This is a genomic window from Streptomyces sp. NBC_01408, from assembly GCF_026340255.1.
Lineage (GTDB): Bacteria > Actinomycetota > Actinomycetes > Streptomycetales > Streptomycetaceae > Streptomyces.
In genome coordinates, this window is the sequence record NZ_JAPEPJ010000002.1 from 648,881 (window position 1) to 671,793 (window position 22,913).

General features: G+C 71.1%; 9 protein-coding genes. All 9 read left to right on the top strand.

Annotated features, from left to right (window positions below):
• The first annotated feature begins 102 nt into the window (after positions 1 to 102).
• Entirely contained in the window at positions 103 to 591 is a 489-nt protein-coding gene (locus OG447_RS25220; RefSeq protein ID WP_266939512.1) for an SRPBCC family protein, read from the top strand.
• A gap of 285 nt (positions 592 to 876) precedes the next feature.
• Positions 877 to 1,161 carry a hypothetical protein gene (locus OG447_RS25225; RefSeq protein ID WP_266939513.1) on the top strand — a complete coding sequence of 95 codons (285 nt, stop codon included), beginning with the start codon at positions 877 to 879 and terminating at the stop codon, positions 1,159 to 1,161.
• Positions 1,162 to 1,448: 287 nt separating this feature from the next.
• Positions 1,449 to 2,072: a DUF6230 family protein gene (locus OG447_RS25230; RefSeq protein ID WP_266939514.1), complete on the top strand. Its 624-nt coding sequence runs from the start codon at positions 1,449 to 1,451 to the stop codon at positions 2,070 to 2,072.
• Between the two features lie 76 nt (positions 2,073 to 2,148).
• Positions 2,149 to 2,631 carry a DUF6114 domain-containing protein gene (locus OG447_RS25235; protein ID WP_266939516.1) on the top strand — a complete coding sequence of 161 codons (483 nt, stop codon included), beginning with the start codon at positions 2,149 to 2,151 and terminating at the stop codon, positions 2,629 to 2,631.
• Positions 2,621 to 3,337 (top strand): hypothetical protein, encoded by a 717-nt coding sequence (locus tag OG447_RS25240; protein WP_266939518.1) that lies wholly within the window; start codon positions 2,621 to 2,623, stop codon positions 3,335 to 3,337. Before OG447_RS25235 ends, OG447_RS25240 begins: the two co-directional genes overlap by 11 nt.
• A gap of 252 nt (positions 3,338 to 3,589) precedes the next feature.
• On the top strand, positions 3,590 to 6,811 hold the full coding sequence (locus OG447_RS25245) for a hypothetical protein (protein WP_266939520.1): 3,222 nt from the start codon (positions 3,590 to 3,592) through the stop codon (positions 6,809 to 6,811).
• The gene (locus OG447_RS25250) at positions 6,811 to 10,344 is read left to right on the top strand and encodes a hypothetical protein (RefSeq protein WP_266939522.1); all 3,534 of its coding nucleotides are present in this window, start codon (positions 6,811 to 6,813) and stop codon (positions 10,342 to 10,344) included. The genes OG447_RS25245 and OG447_RS25250 overlap by 1 nt, the downstream gene beginning before the upstream one ends.
• Positions 10,345 to 10,346: 2 nt before the next feature.
• A complete protein-coding gene (locus OG447_RS25255; protein WP_266939524.1) occupies positions 10,347 to 11,531 on the top strand; it encodes an MBL fold metallo-hydrolase in 1,185 nt (394 codons plus the stop codon).
• Between the two features lie 9 nt (positions 11,532 to 11,540).
• Positions 11,541 to 22,910, top strand: a complete 11,370-nt coding sequence (locus OG447_RS25260) for a hypothetical protein (RefSeq protein ID WP_266939525.1) — start codon at positions 11,541 to 11,543, stop codon at positions 22,908 to 22,910.
• The last annotated feature ends 3 nt before the right edge of the window (positions 22,911 to 22,913 follow it).

The window sequence follows — 22,913 nt, forward strand, 5'->3', positions numbered from 1 at the left end:
TTCGTCCGGTGCGCTGCAGGTGACAAGGGCCCCGTCGCCCCGTCGACGAACACGTCGCAGGTTGTGCCGCGGCCCTTACGAGGGCAGGGCAGAATGGTATTCATGGTCCGGCATTGGCATTCACTCACGCCGAGTGGGGACGCGTTCCTCAAGTCCGCGCCCTTTTGTTACGTGCATTCGATTGAGACCACGGTTTCGGTCGAGCGACTCTGGGAAGTTCTTGCCGGTGATGCATTGGTCCGCTGGGTTCGCGTGTTCACCGGCCTCCGCTGGGTTTCGCCACACCCGTTCGGCGTCGGGACTGTGCGAGAAGTGACGCTGCTGGGAATGTTCACCGCCCGTGAGCGCTTCTTCCGCTGGGGCGAGGGGCACCGGTTTACATTCAGCGTCTTCGAGGCGTCCCTCCCCGGCCTGCGCCGGGCGGCGGAGGACTGGATCATCGAGCCCACCCCCTCGGGCTCACGTCTCACCTGGACGATGGCCATCGAGCCACACCGCCTGGCCACCCCGCTGTTGTGGATCAGCAGCCCACTCATCGGGCTCATGAATCGTCGCGCCCTGCGGACGATCCGCATCCGCGTCGGGAGCTGACGCCGGAGCCTGCGGCTCCGCCCCCGCGATCACCGACAACACACCGACCGAGCCCCCCTCGCGGGAGGTGCGAGCACCCGCACGGGCCCCGGTCTGTGAGCCCAGACACAACGACCGGCTCGACCCTCACCCCATGCGTACGATATGCCCGAAATACCGCTCCGCGCGGCGCGGGGTCCGGGCCGCCGGGTGTCGTATCGGTCGACCGGGGGGTGTCCCCGGATCTGTACGGAGGGCCATTCGATGGTGCGACTGTCTTCCCCGGGCGATGCCCGCGTGCGTGCCGTGAGCGAAGCACTGGGCCCGTTCGCGTGGCGGGGGCTCACTCCCGAGATGGTCAGCCGTCGCGCGCTCGCCGCGATCGACGGACACGGGGTGGCCGACGCGGCTCCGGTGACCCGCCTTGACGAGCGGATCGACGTACTCGTCGGCTTTCTTGCCGGCTGCCAGTGGCGCTCGCTGACGACCGCCGCCCTGAGCCGCCAGCTGGTGACCGCCTTCGACGCATGGCATCACGAGAGCCAATGGCTTGAGATCGAGCTCCGCTGGTCGATGGAAAGGGGCGGCTGAGCCGCACGAAGAAGCCCTCACGCTCAACGACGGGCCGACTGCCCTGAACATGCCATTGCTCGCCGGGCCTGCCGCGGCTCGAGCGACAGTCGGCCGATCGCAGACATCGCCCACATCGGGCCACGGCCTGTCATCCGGATGCCGCAACGGAGACAGCATCACCCGCCTGGCCGACCTGACGTGCCCTCCCCTGTCCCACCCGGAAGTCTAGGATCCGCGACTAGACAGAGGGACGTCATCTGCTCCTTCTGGCACAGCGGGCCCACCTCATGATCGGAGGAGACGGGATGCCGCACCGCGCCGGCAAGACCTCCTGGAAACGCTTCGCCGCCGTTCTCGTCCCCGGCGTCACGGCCGCCGCGGCCCTCGGGATCAGCATGGCGCAAGGAGCACTGGCCGCGTCGTTCTTCATCTCCGGCCAGAAGTTCCAGGTGGCCGTGGACACGCTGAACGCGGATGGGCTGAGCATCTACGGCATGGTGGACGTGACCAGGAAGGGAACCCTCGTGCCGGTCGTGGTCACCGGGGTGAGCCGTGCGAAGATCAGCGGGCTGTGCCAGTCCGTGGTGGTCCCGATCCCGGTCCTCGGCCCGTACACCCTCAGACTCACCGGCGGCGAGCAGAGCCAGGTCCAGGCGAAGAACCTGTTCCTCGACGCGACCTCCCTGTCGATCGGACAGGCGAACTTCGACAACATCGACATCGGAGTGGCGGCCGGCTCCGTCAGCAAGGGCCCGATCAATCCGGCGGACAAGGATTCCCGGTTCTTCGACCCCAACGGCTTTGCCCAGCAGGCGAATTCGGCCGTCCTGAGCAACGTGCACGCGACCACCGTCGCGGTCTCGGCCGCCACGTTCAACGTCCCGGACCTCGACGTGCGACTCAAACAAGGCCATCACGAGTGCTTCTGACCCCCTGAACCGAAAACGCACCCCTCGCGCCCGCTCGCCGCATCCAGCCACCCGCCGCGCACCATGGAAAGGCCACGTGTTCCTCGACCTCTTCGGAAGACACCGGAACGTGCGCGTCGGGGCAGCCGGCGCACGCCATCAATTCAGGATCTGGCGGGGCAAACGTCCCTTCTGGGCCGGGCTGTTCACCCTCGTGGCGGCGCTCCCGATCATCTACATCCCGTACGCACACTTGGACTTCGGATCCATCCCGCTGGCGCTGTCGACCGCAGGCGGTGCGGGGTCGCTGGTCATCGGGGTTCTCCTTGTGGCCCTGGGCCTCTCCCTCTGGTTCCACCAGCAGGTGCGCGTTTTCGCCGGCATCACGGTGATCCTGCTTGCCCTCGTGTCGTTTCCCGTCGCCAACCTCGGGGGCCTCCTCATCGGGTTGTTCTCCGGCCTGATCGGCGGCTCCCTGGCCTGCGCCTGGATCCCCCCGACGGGCACCTCCGAACCGCAGCCCGCAACGAACCATGCACCAACGACCATCCCCGCGGGTGAGGAGCACGGTGAGGAGTGACGACCCGGACGGTCGTGCAGTAAGCAGAGAGCAATCCGACCCGAATCATCTGAGCAGGGCGACGAAGAGCCGCTCGACCGGCCGGCTACTGCGGCCCCTCGCCTGCGCGGTGGCAGCGGCCGGCCTGCCCGTGGTCCTCCCACTCGCCACACCAGCGGCCTCCAAGGCGCTACTCACCCCCGGCGACATCCGCACCTCCGCGGCGCCGGCCGAAACCGGCACTCCGACCGACCAGCGGCCGACCCACCCGGCGAACGTCCCCTGGGAACTGCGCGCCGGCAGACTCGTGCTCCACGGCAGCACCTTCCACGGCGTGGTCACCGTGCGGACCACAGCCGGGTCCGAGCGAGTCCTGAAGTTCACCGCACGCTCGCTGGACATCGTCGATCTCGGCCTGAGCGCGGGCCACGGCCGAGCAGCGATGCGCCTGCGGGCCAAGCCCGCAACCACATCCACAGCCACCGGCAAGGAAGTGGTGACTCTGTATACCCAGAAGCTGTCCGGCACAGTGACCAGCCTGGACGGCGCACCCCTGCCGGCGGACCGCAGCGTCACCCTCACGCCCGACACCCTGCCCCCGTGGCTCCCTCACCCGACTGCTCCCACCCGCACGCTCACCTTCGAAAACGTGACCGCTTCACAGGTCGCCCCGTTCAACGGCACCCTTTCCATCACCGGGGCCGCCTTCAACACCGCAGACGAGTAACCCAAGTGATCCGGGGGATTCCGCCCCTGCTCTCGCCGCTGCTCCGGCCGAGCGGAGTGCATGGCCAGTTGTGGGACACGGCCTGCTGTCGCGACGGTCTGGATACGTCTGACTGCTACAACAACCTTTGGGCCGGATCTCGGATGATGCCGACAAGGGTGCTTTTGCGGGTCGGGGCTCCTGGTCGCGATCCACAGCCGGCGAGTACGTGCTGCCGGCATTGGCACACTCGTCGGCACGTGGAGGCGGTTCATGGGCGGACCAAGCGCACAGCCAGACCCGCCGGTGATCAGGCAGGTGCGGTACGACAGCAGCGTCCTGACCGTCTCCTGGAGCGGGCCCGGACGGCCGAACCCCGTGCCGACGTATGTGGTGTACGTGCTGAACGGCGACCGGACGGTTGCAGAGGCCTGGGCCGGGGCGGCGACCAATGCCTCACTGCCTCTCGACGTGGCGCCTGGCCAGACCTACCGGGCCCAAATTGGGATGTACACCAGCAATTCGGATCCGAAGTACTCTCCGGAGACCCCGATCGTCACCGACACCTCCACGGTCGAGCGGGCCGAGACGGACCCGGTGAGCGGCGCCCTGACGCTGTCCTGGAAGGCCGCGGACACCGACGACTTCCTGGTGCGGCTCGTGGTCAACGGCACCGCGCCGGATCCGGAAGCCCCGGTCGCCGGCGGATCGTTCGTCGTCAAGCAGCCACCGCCGCCGGGCTCGACCGTGGCGGCCACACTCGCCCGTGTCCGGACCGGCGAGGACGTGGTGTCCATCGGCCCGCACGGCCCCGGGTTCGCGGCGCCCACCGAGCGGCCCGAACTACTCGCCGTCGAGTTCGACGCCGGCCTGCTCTCGGTGGCCTGGGCCGCCGTCCCGACCGCGGACGCCTACTGGATCAGTGTGTTGAACGACCACGGGGTGTTCTTCGTGGCCGCCGAGGTCCACGCGCCCGCGACGACGGCCGAGCTGGAGCCCGGCATCGCCGACGACGGCGCGTACAGCGTCGTCGTCCAGGCCGTCAACAAGGCGGGCTCCGGGCCTCCGTCGCCGCCGCTCCGGATCCGGCTCACGCTGCCGGGCGTCACATCGGTGACGTCGGACGGCACGACGGTCTCGATCGACGTGGAGCCGCCGGATTTCGCACCCACCGCGTACGACGCCGTCCTGTTCCGCGACGGTGTGCCGGTCCGCCGGGAGACCCTGAGCCCCGCGCCGACGCTGTCGCTCGCCGTTCCCGGGCCGCTGCCGCGCGGCGCGGCGTACGCGGTATCGGTCCGCGGGCGGGCCGGGCGCTCGGCCGGCCCGGCGGTGACGGCCCCGGTCGTGCCGGCCGCACCGGCCGTCGCGTCGGTGGTCTGCGACGAGGAGCTCGTCGTGGCCGCGACGGCCGGCGAGCTGCCCCAAGGGGTCCCGATCGAGGCGGTGCTGTACGTCGACGGGGTTCCGGACACGCCTCAGCAGGTGGGCCCGGACGGCACCGCCGAGTTCCCCGTGCCGGACGGCGACGCCGCCGTCGCCGTCGCCGTCCGCGGGGTCGACGGCGTGGCCACCGGGCCGTGGTCCGTGCCGCTCCCGGCGCCCACCGAGCCGACCGACCTCACCCTCGCCCGCGTCGACGGCGGACGGGTCGCCCTTGCCTGGGGCGGGCCACCGGACGGGACGTTCCGCGCCGCCGTCGGCGACACCGCACTCCTGGTGCAGGGCCAGGCCGCCGACCTGCCGCTCACCTCCGGCCTGGCCACGGTCGCCCAGGTCGCCGGCGTGGCGAGGGGACCGGTGACGTCCCTCGACCTGGTCACGGCCGGTCCACGGCTCACCGGCGTGGCCGTGGGCGCCGCCCGGAGCGTGGCGCTGGAGTGGACGCCGCCGGAGTCGCCGCCGCTGACCGGCGTGCAGCCCGTGGTGCGCTGGGCCGGTGCCGAGGTCGAGCTCGACGTCCAGCCGGTCACCGGCGATCCGATCGTCCTGACACTGCCGGACGGCATCCCCAACACCGCCACGATCGCGCTGCGGGGACTGGCCGGCACCGCCGTCGGCCCACCCGGCAACGCCGCCGCACTGCTCACCGTCGCACCGACCGCCGTCAGGGTGGCATACGACGGCGCCGACCTGCGCGTGTCCTGGGACGCGCTGCCCTCGCCGCTCGTCAACGGGTACCGGGTCAGCACGGTCGTCGACGAGACCGTGACCACGCTCGGCGACACGAGGGCGACCTCCGGCAGCTGGCCGGTGAAGATCGAGGACACCTCCACCGTGGTCGTCGTACAGGCGCTCGCCGGTCCGGCGGTCGGGGCACCCTCGGAGCCCGTCCCGGTTTTCACCGAGGCGCTGTTCGTCGGCCGTTCGTACGTCGCGCCGCAGCTGGGTCCGGTGCTGACGGCGACCGACATCACGCTCGGACTGCCGGAGCTGTTCGTGACCCCGCAAGCCGAGGTCGTCGATCTGCCGCTCGGCCTCGTCCTGACGCCGGCCGACTCCGGGCCGTACGCGTACACGTTGCTGATCCCGGCGACCAGCCCGGTGTGGAACTTCACCGACCGCCCCGACGTGATCGCCAAGTGGGGCGCGCTGCTCTCCCAGCTGCAGCCGCTCGGCGTCACCCCGTACGGGGTCGGGGCGCTCACCGAGGCGATGTCGCGGTCGATGCCGCAGACGTTCGCCGAGACGCTGTACTTCGCCTACGGGCTGCGGTTCGACCGCGGCTGCTTCGACGTGCGCCCCGGCATCGTGATGCGCGTCGAGTACGAGGGCTACCAGATCGCGCCGGGCGCCCAGGGCAACCCGCTGTCCGGGTTCGTCACGGCAGGTGTCGCCGACTACGAGGTGGCCTCCTACGACAACTCGGGCACCTGGACCAACGGTCTGGACGCGTTCCTCGACGAGCTGGCGCAGCAGAACGGCGTCGACGTGCCGAACCCGTCGGGGCCACCCAACCAGCAGGGTCAGCTGTACGGCAGCGGAGGCGCGTTCGACCTGTTCGCGAAGGCGCTACGGCTGCCGTACGCGCGCCTGGTCTACCCGAAGACGCTGCTGCCGACGACCACGCCGGGTTCACTGTGGCCCCAGCAGAACGCCGTCCTGCTGGCGGCCACCTCGCTCGCCGCGCTGGACGCGGCCACCGAGAACGTCCGCCGGCAGGACCCGCCCGGCGGTGGCGTCGCCGCGGCCTACCTGCGCGGTCGTGCGGTGGTCCGCGCGATGGTGCGGATCAGCGTGAACGGCGCACCCCGGCTGGTGCCGGTGGGGACGACGCTCGGCAACGTGCTCGCGAGCGTGGGCCGTCGGCCGTCGGCCGTGCCCGTGCCGCTGAGCGGTGTGACGATGCACCGGCCGCGAACGGCGGCGGCGCCGGCCGACGGAACTGCCGGCGACTGGCTGGTCGTCCCGGGCTGGGAGCCGCGCGACCCGGCCGCGCTCACGTTGCCGCTCCTGCACGGCGATCGCCTCGATCTCGCGACGGGCCTCGGCTGATGGCCGAGCCCACGTTCACCCGCGCCGGGGACACACCGCTCTACTGGGCGGATCCGGCGGACCGCGTGGCGGCGTTCCTCGCCTCCGACCCGGGAGCGCTCGGCAACCGGCCGACGCTGACCCGGACGTGGGAGGACGGCCGTGGTGCGTACGTCTTCCTCGGCGCGCCGGCCCCGGACTCGGCGGGGTTCCTGGCGGCGCTGCGGACCTGGCTCACCCACTACGCGCCCCAGGGCCCCCCGCGCTTCCTCTGGGTCGCCGACCCGACGGCGCCGCCGACCGCGTGGGGGACGACCGCGCTGACCGGCAGGGCGGACCCGGCCGGGACGTGGGTGGCGGACGGGTCGACTTTCCTCCTGGCCGACTACCGGATCGCGTTGGCCGGAGGCGGGGCAGTCGCTCCCGCGGACACGGAGGCGGGCTGGGGATTCGCCGTCGCCGACGGAGCCGACGGGGCCGACTGGTCCGCCGTCACGCTGTACTCGCCGACGGCCCGGTTCCCCGCACGGCGTACGACCACGCTGCTGTGCATGGACGCCGGGCACACCGGTGCGTGGCGGTTCGTGATCGACGCGCCGGCCGGCAGCGGGGACGCGTTCGGCGGGCTCGGCGCCGGGCTGCGCTTCTTCACGCCCGGGGACGAGGGCGTCGTCAAGACCGTCCGGTTCGGCGTCGTACGTCAACCGGAGGACGTCGGACTGGAGTTCCACACGCAGATCGATCCGCTGCGGCCGCTGGACGGTGAGCGCACCTCGCTGGGCTTCTTCGCGTGCACGACGGGCGAGGGCGATCCACCGGCGCTGCCGTCGGGGTACGCCACGGTGCTCGGCCACGGCGTGGACCTGCGTCCGCTCACCGCCGCAGCGAGCACGGCGGGCCCGGCCCGGCTGGTGTTCGGCGTCGCGCCGTACTTCTCCGACGAGGAGTCGAACACCGGCTACTACCTCGTCCCGGACGGGCCGTTCGCCGTCGAGGCCTCGACCGCGGGGCCCCGCGTCATCTGCGGCATGTCCGGTCTGGAATATCTCGGTCTGCCCGCCGAGGGCTGCACGCTGGCGTTCCTGCCCGGGCAGCCGGCATACGCGCCGCTCGGACCGGACCGGACCGGCGCCGCCTCGCTCACGCCGCACGGGACGACGTCATGGGTATCGGTCGAGTCGGCCGAGGCCACCGGCGTCGTCACGTACTACAGCCAGCCGGAGGACGCGCCGCTGTACACGGCCGGCGAGGCGGCTGCGGCAGGCGGGGTCGACCTGCTGGAGTTCTGCGAGGTGCCGGCCGCGACCGCGACCCGGACTCCGTTCCCGATGGCGCCCTTCCACGGGCTCGCCGACGACGCGGTTCCGGCCGCGGTCACGGTCGAGCAGCTTGCGATCGCGCCGACCCGCCGCGCGGTGCTGCTGCCCGGCAAGGGCAGCGAACCGGCGGCGGATGCTCAGCAGACTGTGGCCGTGACGCCGCAGGGGCTGGCTGTCGGTCTGGCACCCGACTTCTCCTGGAGCTGGCTGGGCATCGGCCACGACGGCGACGCGGCGGCGAAGCCGGACCTGCGGTTCACCACGGTCACCGGCCCGTTCCGGCAGGCCATGCAGACCAACAACCTCTTCCTGGTCCTCGGCGACCCGGAGGAGTTCAACCGCTTCGGCTCGGTCGCGTACGAGCTCACCACGGCGACGCTCGATGTCATCGCCACCATCCCCGTGGACCACTGCGGTGTGCCGTCGGATGTCCTCGACGCGGTACGCGACGCGATGCACGACACCGAGTACGACACGCGAACCGCGTTCGTCGCCGCGCTGGTCGAGGCGTGTCCCGAGATCACCGACGAGGAGCAGCGGGTCTTCCTCCGGTACGGCGGCCGGCTCACCCCGGTCGCCGGCGGGTGGCCGTTCCGGCTCTCCCCGGACAGCTGGCGGCCGTCGACCTACCTCATCGTCAAGTTCGCCCTCGGCCGCAGCATCGCCGAGCTGGTGGCGGACGTGTCGACCTGGGCCTGGCCCTCGGCCGCCTCGCGTACCGGTCGGCCGGCTGACGCCCAGGAGGCGATCCGCGGTGTCATCGACGCGGCGCGGAACGAACCGTCCGGGTCGCCCTACGCCTCGTTCCTGAAGGTTGTGGACGATCCGAACTGGACCGGAGTGCTGGCCCTTTCGGCGGAGGTCCCGCTCGATCAGCTCCCCGACGAGCTCCAGGTGCTCGCGGCCGGGATCGATCCGGCGGGGTTCGGCGCGCACCACTTCGGGCTGTCGCTCACGCCGTTCCGGCTCGCGGACGGGCAGTTGGTCTTCGAACGCTCGGCGATGTTCGGGCTGATCGACTACCAGAACCCCGAGGACCAGTACTTCAGCGAGAACATCCACTTCGCGTTCCGCGTGCTGCAGCTCACGGTCGGCGTGCGCAACTCCGTCGTCACGACGTTCACCAGCAAGGCCGAACTGCTCGTCAACCGCCTGTTCGGCGCGCCTGCGCGGCTGTTCCCGACCACCCACGGGAACAACATCATCCTCGACGGCGCGCTCCAGCGCCAACAACTGCCTCCCCCCGACGGCACGGTGCACGACACGTACGTGTTCTCCATGGCCGAGCAGAACACCTTCCAGCTCGACGGACCGGTGCTCCAGAGCGTCGAGTTGCTGTCGACCCAGCTCGTCACCGCGAAGGCGTCGGACCCGGCGTCGGGCAGGGCGACCGTCGGCGCGGTCTTCCGGATGGCCGGCAACCTGCGGTTCTACGAGCCGGAGAAGTTCGACCCGTTCTGCTGGGGCGAGGACGCGGCCGGGAAGGACGGCTACCTCCGCTTCGGCGGCCTCGCCATCGCCATGTCCTTCGACCTCGGCGATCCGGCCGGGACGACCCGGTTCACGCTGAAGGACGGCAACCTGTCGTTCGACGCGGCGAACAGCAGGCCGCGCGCCCAGTCGATGGCCGCCCGCTTCCCGATCGGGCTGAACGGACTCATCGGCACGCCCGATCCGGAACTCGCGACGGGCGCGCCGCCACCGCCGCAGACGCCCGCGGACATGGGCTACGTCTCCGTCACAGCGCCGCTCGACCAGTCGGAGCTCGCCCAGCCCTGGTACGGGCTGGACTACACCGTGGACCTCGGCTCGCTCGGCGCGCTCGCCGGGAGCAAGGCGCTCGCGATCCAGGTCCTCGTCGCGTGGAGCCCCGGCACGGGCGACACCGATCCGGGGCTCTACCTGGGTGTCCGACTGCCCGGCGCCAAGGGGCTGGTCGGGGTCAACCTGCCGCTGCAAGGCGTGGTCACCATGGGCTTCCGCTCGGTCGAGTTCCTCGTCAGCGAGGAGGCGAGCGAGCCGCGGACGTACACGCTCAGGTTGCGCGACTTCGCGGTGCGGCTGCTCGGCCTGGCGTTCCCACCCGGGCACAACGACGTGATCCTGTTCGGCAACCCGGACCAGGGCGGCGCGTCGAAGGTCGGCTGGTACCTCGCGTACGCCTCGGCTGCCGACCCGAAGCGTCCGCCACCACCGCCGGTCCGGGCGGCGCTGCGATCCGGACGAGGAGGCTGACCGTGGCGAGTCTGACGCTGGTGAAACTGCTGTTCTGCGGCCAGGGTATGACCAAGCTCATCGAGGTCTACGACAACGGCGTCGAGAAGGATCCTGCTGATTTCCTGGCACTGGTCGACTGCGGCGGCAACAAGTCAGACGCCGACAAGGCGCTCGAGTACATCGCAGGCAAAGTCGCGGCCAGGAACCCCCCTCGCCTGGACTACGTCGTCATCTCGCATCAGGACGGCGACCACGTCAAATTGCTCAGTCTACTCGGCGACAAGCTGAAGGAAATCGGCAACACCACGGTGGGTGGCGTCTTCGCAGGCGGGGCCCTCTGGCAACCCGTTAACTGGAACACCCTCAAACACTTCCTCCAGTGCGTCGACTACCCGGAGAAGGACGTCATTCGTGGCGCGCCGGGGCAGAGCCACTACAAGGGCAAGACCAAACCGTCGGAGCTCGGTTACCTCGTGAGGCATGGCGACGTCCATCTTCGGCTCCTGATCTCCAACCTGGTCGTCGAAGGCGGTGGAGACGACATCGTCAAGAACGCGTCGTCAGCCGCCGTGGTCGTGGACAACGGAGATTACGCGGTCGTACTGCCGGGCGATGCGACTTACCAGACCATGGGGGCGATCAACGACATCTCCAACCTGAAGGCGGTGCTTCTGCCATCCGTCGTCGCGCTCGAGATGCCCCACCACGGCGCCCTGCGCACCGCAGTCGAGAACTACACCTCCAGCGGCAACGTGGACCAGTTCGGATGGAAGATCATCAAGGGCTTCGCTGACACCATGGCGCCGCAGAACGTCGGGGCGAGCGCAGGACCGTGGAACACCCACTGCCATCCGATGCAGGAGGTCCTCGAAGTCTTCTGGCCGTCGGACGTCGTCACGATGCACTCGTACGTGTCGTACCTCTTCCAGAAGCAGGGGAACGAGGGCGAGGGCTGGACGACGTGGGAGACGTTCTACCCGGTCGAATGCACCGTCCGGAGCATCGCCAAGACACCGGAGAAGTTGACCAGGGAACGGAAACGGAAGCGCAACACCGAGGAAGACAAATTCGTTTCCGGCGACATCGTGTACAAACTTGCGCCGCGCGGAGTGCTGCGCCCTGAGGAGATGGTGGAGTTCCGCCCGCACCGGAAGCCCGGTACGCCCGGTCACGACACGGCCGCCTTCCAGGCACCGGCGCCGTAGGAGGCCTTCGTGTCACTCGCCGACATCCATGCCGCGTTCCTGGAGGCCGTTCAATCCGGAGCGCTGAGCGACGACGCGCCGGCCGGGCTGGACGTCCTGCTGGCCTCGCTCGGCGTCGACCAGCTCGCGGTCAGGAGCGGCCACGCGTCCCTCGGGCCGAACAGTGCGTGGCTCACCGGAACCACGACTTACCTCAACACCAGCTGGAACATGCGGCTCGTCGGCACTCCACAGGCGGGGACCGGCACGGCCGCACTGCGGCTGGAGCTCGAGACCACGGGAGCGAGCACACCGTGGACGTTCCAGACGGCCTTCGTCACCCTGCCGGACAGCCGGAGCCCGGTGGCGAACCCCGGCGGCGGGCTCATCGTCGGCCCCAGCGTGCTCGGCCCGCTCATCCTCCAACAGCCGGCTGTCACCGCCACCAACGATCCGGTCGGCACACGACCGCGACTGTCCGGCACGTTGCTGATGCGTGGCAGCGCGTCGGTCCGCGGCAGTGACATCCTTGCCGAGTATGCGGACTTCCTGGGCGACCGACTCCAGGTGGACGGCGACATGACGTTCCCGGCCGGCAGTCCGGCGGTGCTCGAGCTACGCGCCATCGCGCCGGGCGTACGCCTGGAGATCGCCCAACTCACGGTCTCGGCCATCGGCCTGGAGCTGACGACCGCCTACAGCGACCCTTATCTGCCGGCCGCCGAGGATGTGCGGCGCTCGGCAGTCCTGCTGTTCGCCGAGGTCGCGCTGCCAACTGATCCGCCGGAGGTGGCCACTCTCAGTGGTCCCCTGCTCTTCGGCGACTTCGTCTGGCCGCTGTCCATCGGCTTCGACACCCCGCTCGGCCTGGAACAGGGCATCCGGGCCATTGTCGCGATGACCGGCGGCAGCGGGTCGGACTTCACACTCCCAACCGGAATCGCGCCCATCGACGCGTTCGGCCTCAAGAGCCTCGGATTCGGCATCGTGCCGGTCGGTCATGGCGGCCCAGCTCTCTCCTGCGCCCTGGTCGGCATCCAATCGAACGAAGCGTGGGACCCGCCGGTGCCATACCTGACCATCGAACGGGTCGGCACTCGCTGGCTTTTCAGCCTCGACTCGACCGGTCGGCCGTCCGTCACCGGCATGGTCTTCGGAACGATGCGGTTCGGCCAGAAGACCGTCTCGTCGCTCGGCGCGGAGGCGCCGTTCGCCGAGCGGGTTTCGCGCGGGTCCCTGCCGCGAAGCGGAGTTGACGGCATCGACGTGACCGTCCAGTTGTCATTGCCAGACCTCGGCTTCTCGGCGTCGACCGAGCAGCCGTTCGACCTACCGATCTCCGAGGTGCTCCAGTCGTTCTTCGGCAGCGACGGGTTCCCCATCGGCGTCGACCTGACCTGCGAGTCGCTGAGCGTATACGCCTCACTGCCGCGCAAGGAGTTCGAAGCCGGCCTGGCGGTGAGCGGGGACTGGCCCATCCAGGCCGGGCTGGTCACGCTCCGGCTGACCGGACTGGAGCTGCAGGTACGCGTCTCGCAGAACCACGTGTCCGGCCTGCTGGTCGGCAAGGGCGAGATCTCGGTCCCGGACTCCGCCCCGATCGAGCTGCTCGCCCGGGCGCAGTACCCGGGCACCGGTGCGTGGGAGTTCGGCGCGATCATGGCCGGTGCGGTGGACCTGCCGCGCCTGGTCTACGGCCTGCTGGGCCAGGAGCCACCCGCCTGGGTGAACAAGCTCAGGATCGAACTCGCCGACCTGAGCGTCCAGTACAGCACGGCCGCGGGCAACCCGTACTCCGCTGCCGGCACCCTGCGGGTGCGGGTCGGCGAAGAACTCCTCGGCATGAACATCCAGTTGCAGCTCTCCGCGACCATCGACCGGGCGCTGCGCACCACGCCCGCCGACGAACACCTGGCGATCGCGCTGCGCGACACCGCATTGGTGGAGCCGCTCACGGTGCTGACCGGAAGCCTTTCCGGGACCTTCACGATCAACAAGTTCGAGGTCACCGCCTCGGTGTCGGTCACCGACGCCGGCAAGGACTACACCTTCGAGATCGCCTACCGCGATGTCTCCCTGAGCGCGGCGACGTCCTGGACCGGTGAGGGGGGCGACCGGCACCAGATCCTCACCATCCGTCTCACCGGCACGCTCGGCGAACTGATCACCGACCTCGTCTCGCTGGTCAACCCCAATGCGACGTTCCGGCTCGACCCGCCCTGGGACTTCCTCAACAGCATCGACCTCACCGGTCTGGAGCTGGCCATCGACCCGACCAAGCAGACGGTCGCCGTCAAGCACGACCTGAAGCTGGACCTGGGATTCGTCAAGATCCGGTCCCTCGGCCTGAGTTACGACCGTTCGAGCGGAAGCCCGGCGGTGAACATCGTCCTCGACGCCCAGCTGCTCGGCGACACCGAGGCCAAGCCGCTGACGTGGGATCCGGTCACCCAGGCGCCGCCCCAACCAGCCGGCCTGGGGCAGAAGTTCTTCTCCCTGCGCTACCTCGGTCTGGGCCAGCACGTCTCGGTGAAGGGCCTCACCCATTACACGAGCATCTCCGATGTCGTCGACGCCATGGTCGTGGCGATGCGCCCGGTCGATCCCGCCTCCGGCAAGCCGCCGATCGACCCGGCGACCATGGTGTTCGACGCGGCCGGCCAGTGGCTGTTCGGGCTCGACGCGACGTTGATGGACACGGTCGCGGTCAAGCTGGTGATGCACGACCCGGACCTGTACGGCATCCTGCTGGCGCTGCGCGGGACGCAGGCGGGCTCGCTCGCCGGGCTGAGCTTCGAGCTGCTGTACAAGAAGGTCACCGACGACATCGGCGTCTTCCACGCACGGCTGCAGATCCCGGACGCCTACCGGCAGTTGCAGTTCGGCGCGGTGTCCGTGACGCTCGGCGTGATCACCGTCGACATCTTCACCAACGGCAACTTCCGGATCGACCTCGGATTCCCGACGGGCCGCGACTTCACCAACTCGTTCGCGCTCGAGGCCGGCATCTTCAACGGCCGGGGCGGCATCTACTTCGGCGTGCTGAACGGCGCCACCTCCAGCCGGGTTCCGCGCATCACCGACGGGACGTTCAGCCCGGTCCTCGAACTCGGGGTGGGCCTGTCCATCGGCGTCGGACGCACCTTCCAACGCGGCCCGCTCAAGGCCGACATGTACGTCAACCTCGTGGTGATCTTCGAGGGCGTGCTGGCGTGGTTCCACCCGGACGAGGGCGGCAGGAGCACCGAGCTCTACTACGCGTGCCGGGGCACGGTCGGCATCGTCGGCAAGCTGTACGCGACGGTCGACTTCAAAGTCGTACGGATCGAAGTCAACCTGCAGATCTCCGCGATGGCAACCGTCGAGCTGGCCGCGCACCGGGCGACCGTCGTGGCACTGAACGTCTCGGTGCGGGCCAGCGCCAGCGTGAAGATCCTGTTCGTCAAGGTCTCGTTCTCGTTCTCGCTGACGCTGGAGACCTCGTTCACGATCGGCTCCGACAGCACGCCGCCGTGGCGGCTCGCCCCCGGCACGGCCCGCCGCAGTCTCACGGCCCCGAGAGCACCCGCGGCGTTCGCGGAGGCGGAACAGCCGCCGTACCGGCTGCACTTCGACCCGGACGTGCACGTCTTCCCCGACGGCCGGCCCAGGACCGCGCACCTCACGCTCGTTCCCGCCTACACCATCGCGAACGTCCCGGTCGACTGGACCGGCCGGACGCCCCCGCCGAACGACGAGCCCGACTACCGCCTCGTCGTCATGCTGCTCGCCGACAACGCCGTCCCGGTGGACGCGGTCACCATCGCCCGGACCGAGCGGCCCGACGTGTCGCGCAACGCGCGCGCGGCCGGACCCGCCGACACGTCGTTCAACCGGCTCACCGAAGGCCTGCTGCGCTGGTCGATCGACGCGCTCGGCGTCACCTCGCCCACCGTCACGCTCCACGAACTGCTGGAGCTGGTGGAACAGTTGGCCCTGGACGAGGCCGAGAACGCGGGCTTCACCTGGGCCAACATCCAGGGGTTCCTGGCCCACAACCTCCACCTCGTGGTCAGTGGCACCCCGACCGGCGACAGCGACACGCTCGACGAGGTCTCCGGGACCCCGTTCCCGATGATCCCGGTGCTGAAGTGGACCTCGGCCGGTCTGCCGAACCCGGCGGACAAGGACCGTGACTTCGCGACCTACCAGCAGATCGACGCGACGTACGAGGCCGAGGCGCTCGCCTACTTCGCCGAACTGGACCCGGTCCCGCCGGGCGACCGCTCCTCCTCCCACGCCGCGGCGGACGAGCCCAGCGAGTCCATGGCAACGTTCGTGCTGCGCGACTACCTGCGCATGGTCGCCCGCGCCGGCGTGCAGGCCGCCGTGAACCTGCTGACCGCGTTCCCCCACGAGGTGACGGAGACGGACTCGCTCCGGTCCATCGCGGCGGGATTCGGGCCGACCAGCACGCCGTACGAGGTGGCCACCCGGGACACCACGGACCACATCGCCTCGTCCCTCGGCGTCTCGACGGCCGAGCTGTCGGCGCTGAACCCCGCTCTGCCGGACCGGCTGGCCGCCGCGCGAGCCGGCGACACGCTGACGCTCTCGCTCGGCGTCACGCCGCAGTCGATCGCCGTCGCCAACCCCGACTGGCCCGTCGTCGCGGACACCTCGGTCACCCTCGGCACGCTGCCGGTGCAGCTCGGCGCGGGCCAGTCGCTCGATCAGCTGGCCGACGCCTACCAGGCCGACCCGACCGCGCTGCTCGACCACCTGCGCGGCACCACGCCGCTGCTGCGCGCCGGTGCGACCGTGCCGCTGCCCGGCTTCGTCCACGCCGGGCTGTCCGTCGACGACACCGCGGCGGTCTTCTACGTCCGGCTCGGGCTGACGCTGCCGCACGAGGTGCCGCTCGCCGACTGGTACCAGCAGGCGATCGACCGGATCAACGGCAACCCGGGACACCCACTGCCCGCGACCCTCCTCGTGCCCGACGGCTACCAGAGCACCGCCACCATCACCTGGACCACCCTGCCGGGCGACACCGTCCTCGATGTCGCCGCGTACGCCGCCCTGATCCAGAACGTCGTCCCGGGCACGCCGTTCGCCGACTGGCTCGAGGCGGTACGCGCAGCGAACGAGCCGGTGGACCCGGACGGCGTCCACCTTCCGGCCGACGCCGCGGCCCTGGTCCTGCCGAACGACACGCTCCGCTCGCTCCAGGACCGGCTCCTGCTCCCCGATGCGCGGTTCGAGACCTACGCCACCGCGGCGGACGCGCTCGTCCCGCTGGTCACCGTCGAGGTGCCGGGCGCGGTCGGCACGACGGCCGCCGGCCTCACCCTGCTGACGCTGGCCCAGCAGTACGGGCTCGGGCTCGAGGACCTCGCCGAGCGGATCGCCGACGACACGGGCGTGCTGGCCACCAGCAAGAAGCAGCTCACCGTGCCCGACGTACCCGCGATGGCGCTGGACGAACTCGTCGCCGCAATGCACGACGGCGCGGCGATGGCCACCGTGAGCGGCCAGGTCGCGCGGTTCATGCTGGGCGGGCTGCGCCTGCCCGCGCCGGTACTGGTCGACGGCACGTACCAGGCCGTCGGCCCGATGACCGGTGGCTACGAGCTGATCGGCCAGCAGGTCACCGGCCCGCCGCCGCCCCCGGCCGGGTCCGAGGACCCGGTCGTGACCATCACCGTCGACAAGGCCGTGCCCGCCGACTGGCTGACCTTCGCCGGATCGGAAGTACACGAGGGCGTGATCCGGCTCGATGCCGCCGAGGCCGGCCACGCGGTCATCTCGATCACCGCCGCCGACCTGCGGGACAACTACCCCGCGACCGGACTGGCGCCGGTCGTCGAGAGCCCGCTGTCGGCCCTGCCGCTGTCGCACGGGATCGGCACGCGCCCCGCCCTCGCGCAGATGATCCCGTGGCAGACGACCACGACCGTCCAGCTGCCCGCCGCACCCTCGGGTCCGCCCTCGCTGTGGCCGCTGCCGGGCGACCTGACCGCGCGCGCCGGGTCGGACCGCAGCAGTTCGGAGTTCCTGCTGGAGCAGACGACGCCGCAGACCGGCGCGGACGCCCGCTACACGGAGCTCGGCTCCTACGCGTGGGCGACGCTGGTCTCCTTCGCCGTCCGCCGCATCCCGGGCCTCGCGGGGACGGTCGAGGTACTCGGTGCGGACACCGCCGACCGGCAGCGGATCGCGCAGATCCTGGAGTACCTGCGGCCCATCCCCGAGAAGCCGGCGACCGGCGCCTTCCCGCCGGCGCCACCCGGCGAGCGCCTGCTGCTCACCCCGCTCTGGCAGCTTCCGCCGTCACCCGGCCTCACCCCGGGCCTGACCTCGACACCGCTCGACGCCGACCGGACCTTCATCGTCCAGACCAACCTGTCCACCGAGACGCGCAGCGGCCCCGCGCCCCAGGACGCCGCATCGGGGCAGCACTTCGCGGCCATCGCCGACGGCGAGCAGTTCCTCACGCTGCTGTGGGAGTGCAGTGTCGTCGGCGGTGGCGGCTACTGGATGCAGTACCGCGGCGAGGTTCCCGACTCGATCTTCGACCAGGACGGGCACACCCGACTGTCGCTGCTGGTCCAGCTCTCGTCGCAGTGCGGTGCGGAGCCGGACCGGCACCTGTACGCGTTCACCAACGTCGCCGTGGTCGGCGACGGGGTGGACCCGGCCTCGGTCGTGCTCTCCGCACGCGCGGTGAACCCGCCCGAGCTACGGCCGGTCGCCTCGGTCACCCCCGGTCAGGTCGGATTCACCGCGCGGTTCGCCAACCCGCTGGCCGACGACACGCCGCAGGGCCGGCTGCGCCGCCTGTACGGGCTGCTCGGCTTCCAGCTGGACCGAACGCAATGGTTCCGCGGCAGCGTCGAGGGCCGGGCGGTGTCACCGAAGCCGGCTGACGGTACGGACGAACTCGGGCTCCTGGCACCGAGCGAGGCCGCCGAGGAGGTCTGGGACCTCACCCGGACCGTCGACATCAGCCGGTTCGCCCTGCAGCATGCCGAGGCCGTCCCCACCGCCCCGCCCCCGGACGCCGACCCGTACGCCGGCATCGCCGCAGGCGCGCAGACCCAGGTCTCGGTGTGGTTCGAGGACGTGTTCGGCAACCGGTCGGGCACCCCGGACCAGACCGCCGTGCCCGTCCGGTACACCGACCCGGTCATCGGCGTCGGCGGCTGGCCGTCGACCACCCTGCGGTACGGCGTCGCCCCGGACGGAGACCTCGCCGAGCTGACCGTCGCCGTCGACCTGCAGACCATTGCCTACCAGCCGGGCGCAGCCGAGCACGGCGGGTCGGCCGCCGCCGCGGCGAAGCGCGACCAAAGCCGCCTGGTGCCGGTCTACTACCAGGTCGGCCGACCCGATGTCGCGGCCACGCTGCTCACCTCGCTGCAGCAGCAACCCGGTTCGGACCCCACCCCGCTCGCCGTCGACGTGAACGTGCTGCGCCGGTACGTGACCGGCGCGCACGCGCTGCTCGGCTCGCTCGCGGCGATCGGCCCCGCACCGGCCACGGACGCCGCGACCCTCGACGCCGTCTGCACCACGTACGGGGTCGGCTTCGACGAGCTGGGCGGTGCGAACGCGGACACGGCCATCAGCGCCATGCTCGACGCCGACGAACTCCTCGTACCGGTGAGCGCCGCGTTCCGCAACGGCGACACGATCGCCGGACTGTGCCACGCCGTCGACCCCCCGCCCGACCCGGAGCAGGTGCTGCTCGACGAGGACAACACCGTCCTGCCGCTGAACCCGGCCGTCGAGCTCGTCACACCGCCGCGCGACGCGGTGGTGCCGGCCGACTCGCCGCCGGCCAAGGAGCTCGCGGCTGCGCTGCACTGCTCCCTCAGGTCGCTCGTTACGGCCAATCAGGACGGCCCGGGGCTGCTCACCCCGGGGTTCGTCTTCGAGTGCGCGGGCGCCAAGGTCCAGATCGCATTCGACCGGCCGGCCAGCGAGGCGACGCTGGCGGGCGTCACGTCGGCGTTCCAGGGACTCGGTGTCCCGTTCGACGCGACACAGGTGGTGTCGCTGAACGCGGACAAGCCGGGCATGTTCCGCGCGGGCGCGTCCCTCGAGGTCGCCGGCTACCTCGTCGAGAGCGGCGACACCCTGGGCGACAACCGGGAGGGCCTGACACCCGGGCAACTCGCGCCGCTGAACACCACGACCGTCGACCTCTTCACCCCGGGCACCCCGGTCTTCCTCGCCACGACACCGACACCGGTGCCGCCGGGTGACACGCTCGGGCACTTCGCCGCCGTCAACGGCACCACACCCGGCGCGCTGCTGCGGCACAACGGCTCGGTCGAGGTCCTGGCGGACTCACCGCCGGCCGTGCCCGGGACGTGGGCGTGGCCGGCCGATCCGGACGCCCTGCGGGTGCCGTACACCGTCCGCGAGGGCGACTCGCCCGACGGCATCGCCGCACACTTCCCCGGTGCCGACCTGGTCGTGGTCAACGCCGAGATGCCGGGGACCATCGCGTCCGGCGTCACCATCACGGTCGGGGACGAGACCGTGACGACGACCGCGTACGCCTCGTTCGCCGAGGTCTGCGCCCTGTTCAGCCCGCCGGTCGACCTCGCCGCGCTCGCCGCCGCCATCGGAGGGCGAACCGATGTGCTCGCGGCCGGAGCGCTGCTGGTCTGCCCGCCCGGGGTCCTCCCCGGGCAGCCCGCAGCGGTCGGAGTGGCGCCGCAGGCGGCCGCCCGGCCGTTCGGTGTCACCGCGGTCGCGCTGCTCGCCGCGAACGCCGGCACGCCTGGCCTGCTGCTGCCCGGGCAGGTGCTGCGCGCACGGCAGCCCGGCACGGACGGCACCGTGCCCACCGAGACCACCGCCGCGTCCGACACGCTCACCGCCGTGCTCGCGCGGTTCCGCCGTCGCGGCGTGGTGACGGGCGTGGACGCCTTCGTCGCGGCGAACGCCGACGCCGGGTTCCTGCGGGCCGGTGCGCGCGTGGTCGTCCCGCCGGCCACCGCCCTTCTCACCGGCCGGTTGGGGGAGTCGACGCAGGAGGGCGTGCAGTGGTCGTTCCCCGAGCCCGTCTTCCCGGTCACCGTGGCGCTGGAACTCTCCCGCGAGCCCGAGCTGGTCGATCCGGCGCTCGCCGCGACCGCCACCCGCGACCGGACCGCCGTCCCCGCCGCCCGGGGCGCCGACCCGGCCCAGGACGGCGCGCTCACCCTGGCGGCGTTCGCCGAACAGGTCCAGCGCGCGGTGCCGGTCCTACGGCTGGCGACGGCGCCGGGCCGTACGTCCGACACCGACGTCTGGGCGGTCGTGTTCGACGCCGACGGCATCGAGCGCGTCCGCATCGAGCCTCCGTGCGAGATCGCCGGCACCCGGCAGCCGCGCGCCTTCGCCTTGCGCCCGCTGAGCACCACGCTCATGGCGCGCCGGCACGTGACCACGTTCGGGTTCGACGTCCAGACCGGAGAGCTGACCGAGGGTCAGGTCAGCGACTACCAGGGCATCGACCTGGAGGTGTGGGCCCGGGCCTTCCTCGCCGACGTCGAGCTGCTGCTGTCGGCCGCGTACGTCCAAGGTGCGTACGCGCTGCGCCGGGACGTGCTCGACGGGATCACCGGCATCAAGAAGACGCTCGCCGCGGCCGTCGCCGAGGGTCTGGACTACGTCCTCGCCGGGGATGCGCCGGACGCCGGACCCGATCACAAGCGGGCGGCTGCCGTCGAGCGGCTGCGCCAGGAGCTGCTCGTCTCGCTGACCCGCGGCTACGCCACCTCGGCCGTCGTCCAGTACGACACCAGCGCGTCGTCCCCCTGGGCCGCCCCGTACGCACGGCTGTCCGGCAACCCCGTCGTCGACTACCAGGACGTTCCCGCACACCTGCGGACCGCGACGGTGTCGAACGGCAAGGTCTCGCTCGTCGACGGCGAGTCGCAGATCAGCTTCCTGATCACCCTCCCCGACGTGGCTGCGCACGCCGCGCTCGACCTGACCCTCGACTTCGCCGGCGTCGAGCTCGAGTTCGGGATCGAGGGGGAGGCAGATGCCTACGAGCGCTCCGACTGGCTCACCTTCGTCACGCCGCTCGCCTCCGGCTCACCGTCCGCCCTGGACTTCGACCTCGGCGCTCCGCGCGTGCCGATCCCGCTGCGCGCGTATCCGCCGATGCCGATCCTGCTCGACCAGCACGCCGACGTCCCGGCCAAGGCCGACGGGCTCGGCGACGCGCTGTACTGGAAGTACCGGTTCTCGGTGCAGCACCAGTCGGCCGAACAGGACACCGTCGAACTCCGGGTCGCCTTCAACGAGTCCGCCGACACGGCCGTCGCAGCAGCAGCCGACGACCTGTTCGCCGCCCTGGCCCAGTACACCGCAGTGTCCGCTCCGATGCTCGGCCTGCTCGCGGGGCTGCCGGACTGGGAGCGCGCCGACCCCGACCGGCGCACCGCCCTGGGCAACGCCCTGGACACGTACCGGACGCTCGCCTCCGCCGTTGCGGACGCCTGGGCCGCGCACTGGGGAAATGGTGCCGCTCCCTCGCCTACGCCCGCCGCCGCGTCCGCCGACGGGCCGGTCCCGGACGTCTACCGGTACGCGTTCGGCCTCGACGCCCAGGATGGCTGGTACACGACCCTGCGGCTGACCCGCACCGTGGAGACCGGACCCGGCGGCGTGGGCTGGCCGGAGACCGTGTGCGTCATCGTGGACGGCAAGCGCCACGAACTGACGCCCGCCGACCCGGAGCTGTGCGGGTGCGCCGCTGCCGAGCACTGCCGGTGCTTCGTCTTTCCGCTCCCCGTCGAGGCCTTCACTCTGCTCACGTTCGAGCTGACGTTCCCGCCCGTGCACATCGCCGGCTACCAGAACGCGTCGGCCCACACGCGGGTGACCCGCAACGCGCGGCTGCTCGGCGAGGGCTGGCCGGACACCGAGCCGGCCTTCGTCTACCGGACGCCGGAGGTCGGCTACTCCGAGCCGGTCGTGCCGTTCATCGACATCACCGGTGCCATCCCCATCGACCCCTGGGATCCGCCCGGCGACGATCCGCTCGAGCCGATGTTCGATGCGGTCTTCGACGGTGACCCGGCCGGACGGACGATCGCGATCGGAGCGCGGTACGAATACACCCTTGTCGCCGGCGCCCCGCCGGTGTCGGCGCTGCTGCCGGTCGTCCAGTCGACCGTCGGAACGTACGCCGCGACAACGGTGCCGACGCTCACGCAGGCACTCGTCGAGTGGAGCGAGCGCGAGCAGCCCGCAACGGAGGGCGGGGCCTGGGCCTTCCGGGTCAGCCTCTACTCCTCCGTCGACCCGTCACTTCAACGGCCCGTGCTGCAGCTCAAGCACCTGTCGTCCGAGCTCAACCCTGCTGCCGGTGCCCCATGGAGGAGACACCGGCAGCAGGGCCCTGCGGTCTGACGG

Bases quoted from the DNA above. Each gene is read 5' to 3' on its own strand.
- OG447_RS25230 (WP_266939514.1), top strand. From the start codon at position 1,449: ATGCCGCACCGCGCCGGCAAGACCTCCTGGAAACGCTTCGCCGCCGTT.
- OG447_RS25245 (WP_266939520.1), top strand. From the start codon at position 3,590: ATGGGCGGACCAAGCGCACAGCCAGACCCGCCGGTGATCAGGCAGGTG.
- OG447_RS25250 (WP_266939522.1), top strand. From the start codon at position 6,811: ATGGCCGAGCCCACGTTCACCCGCGCCGGGGACACACCGCTCTACTGG.
- OG447_RS25220 (WP_266939512.1), top strand. From the start codon at position 103: ATGGTCCGGCATTGGCATTCACTCACGCCGAGTGGGGACGCGTTCCTC.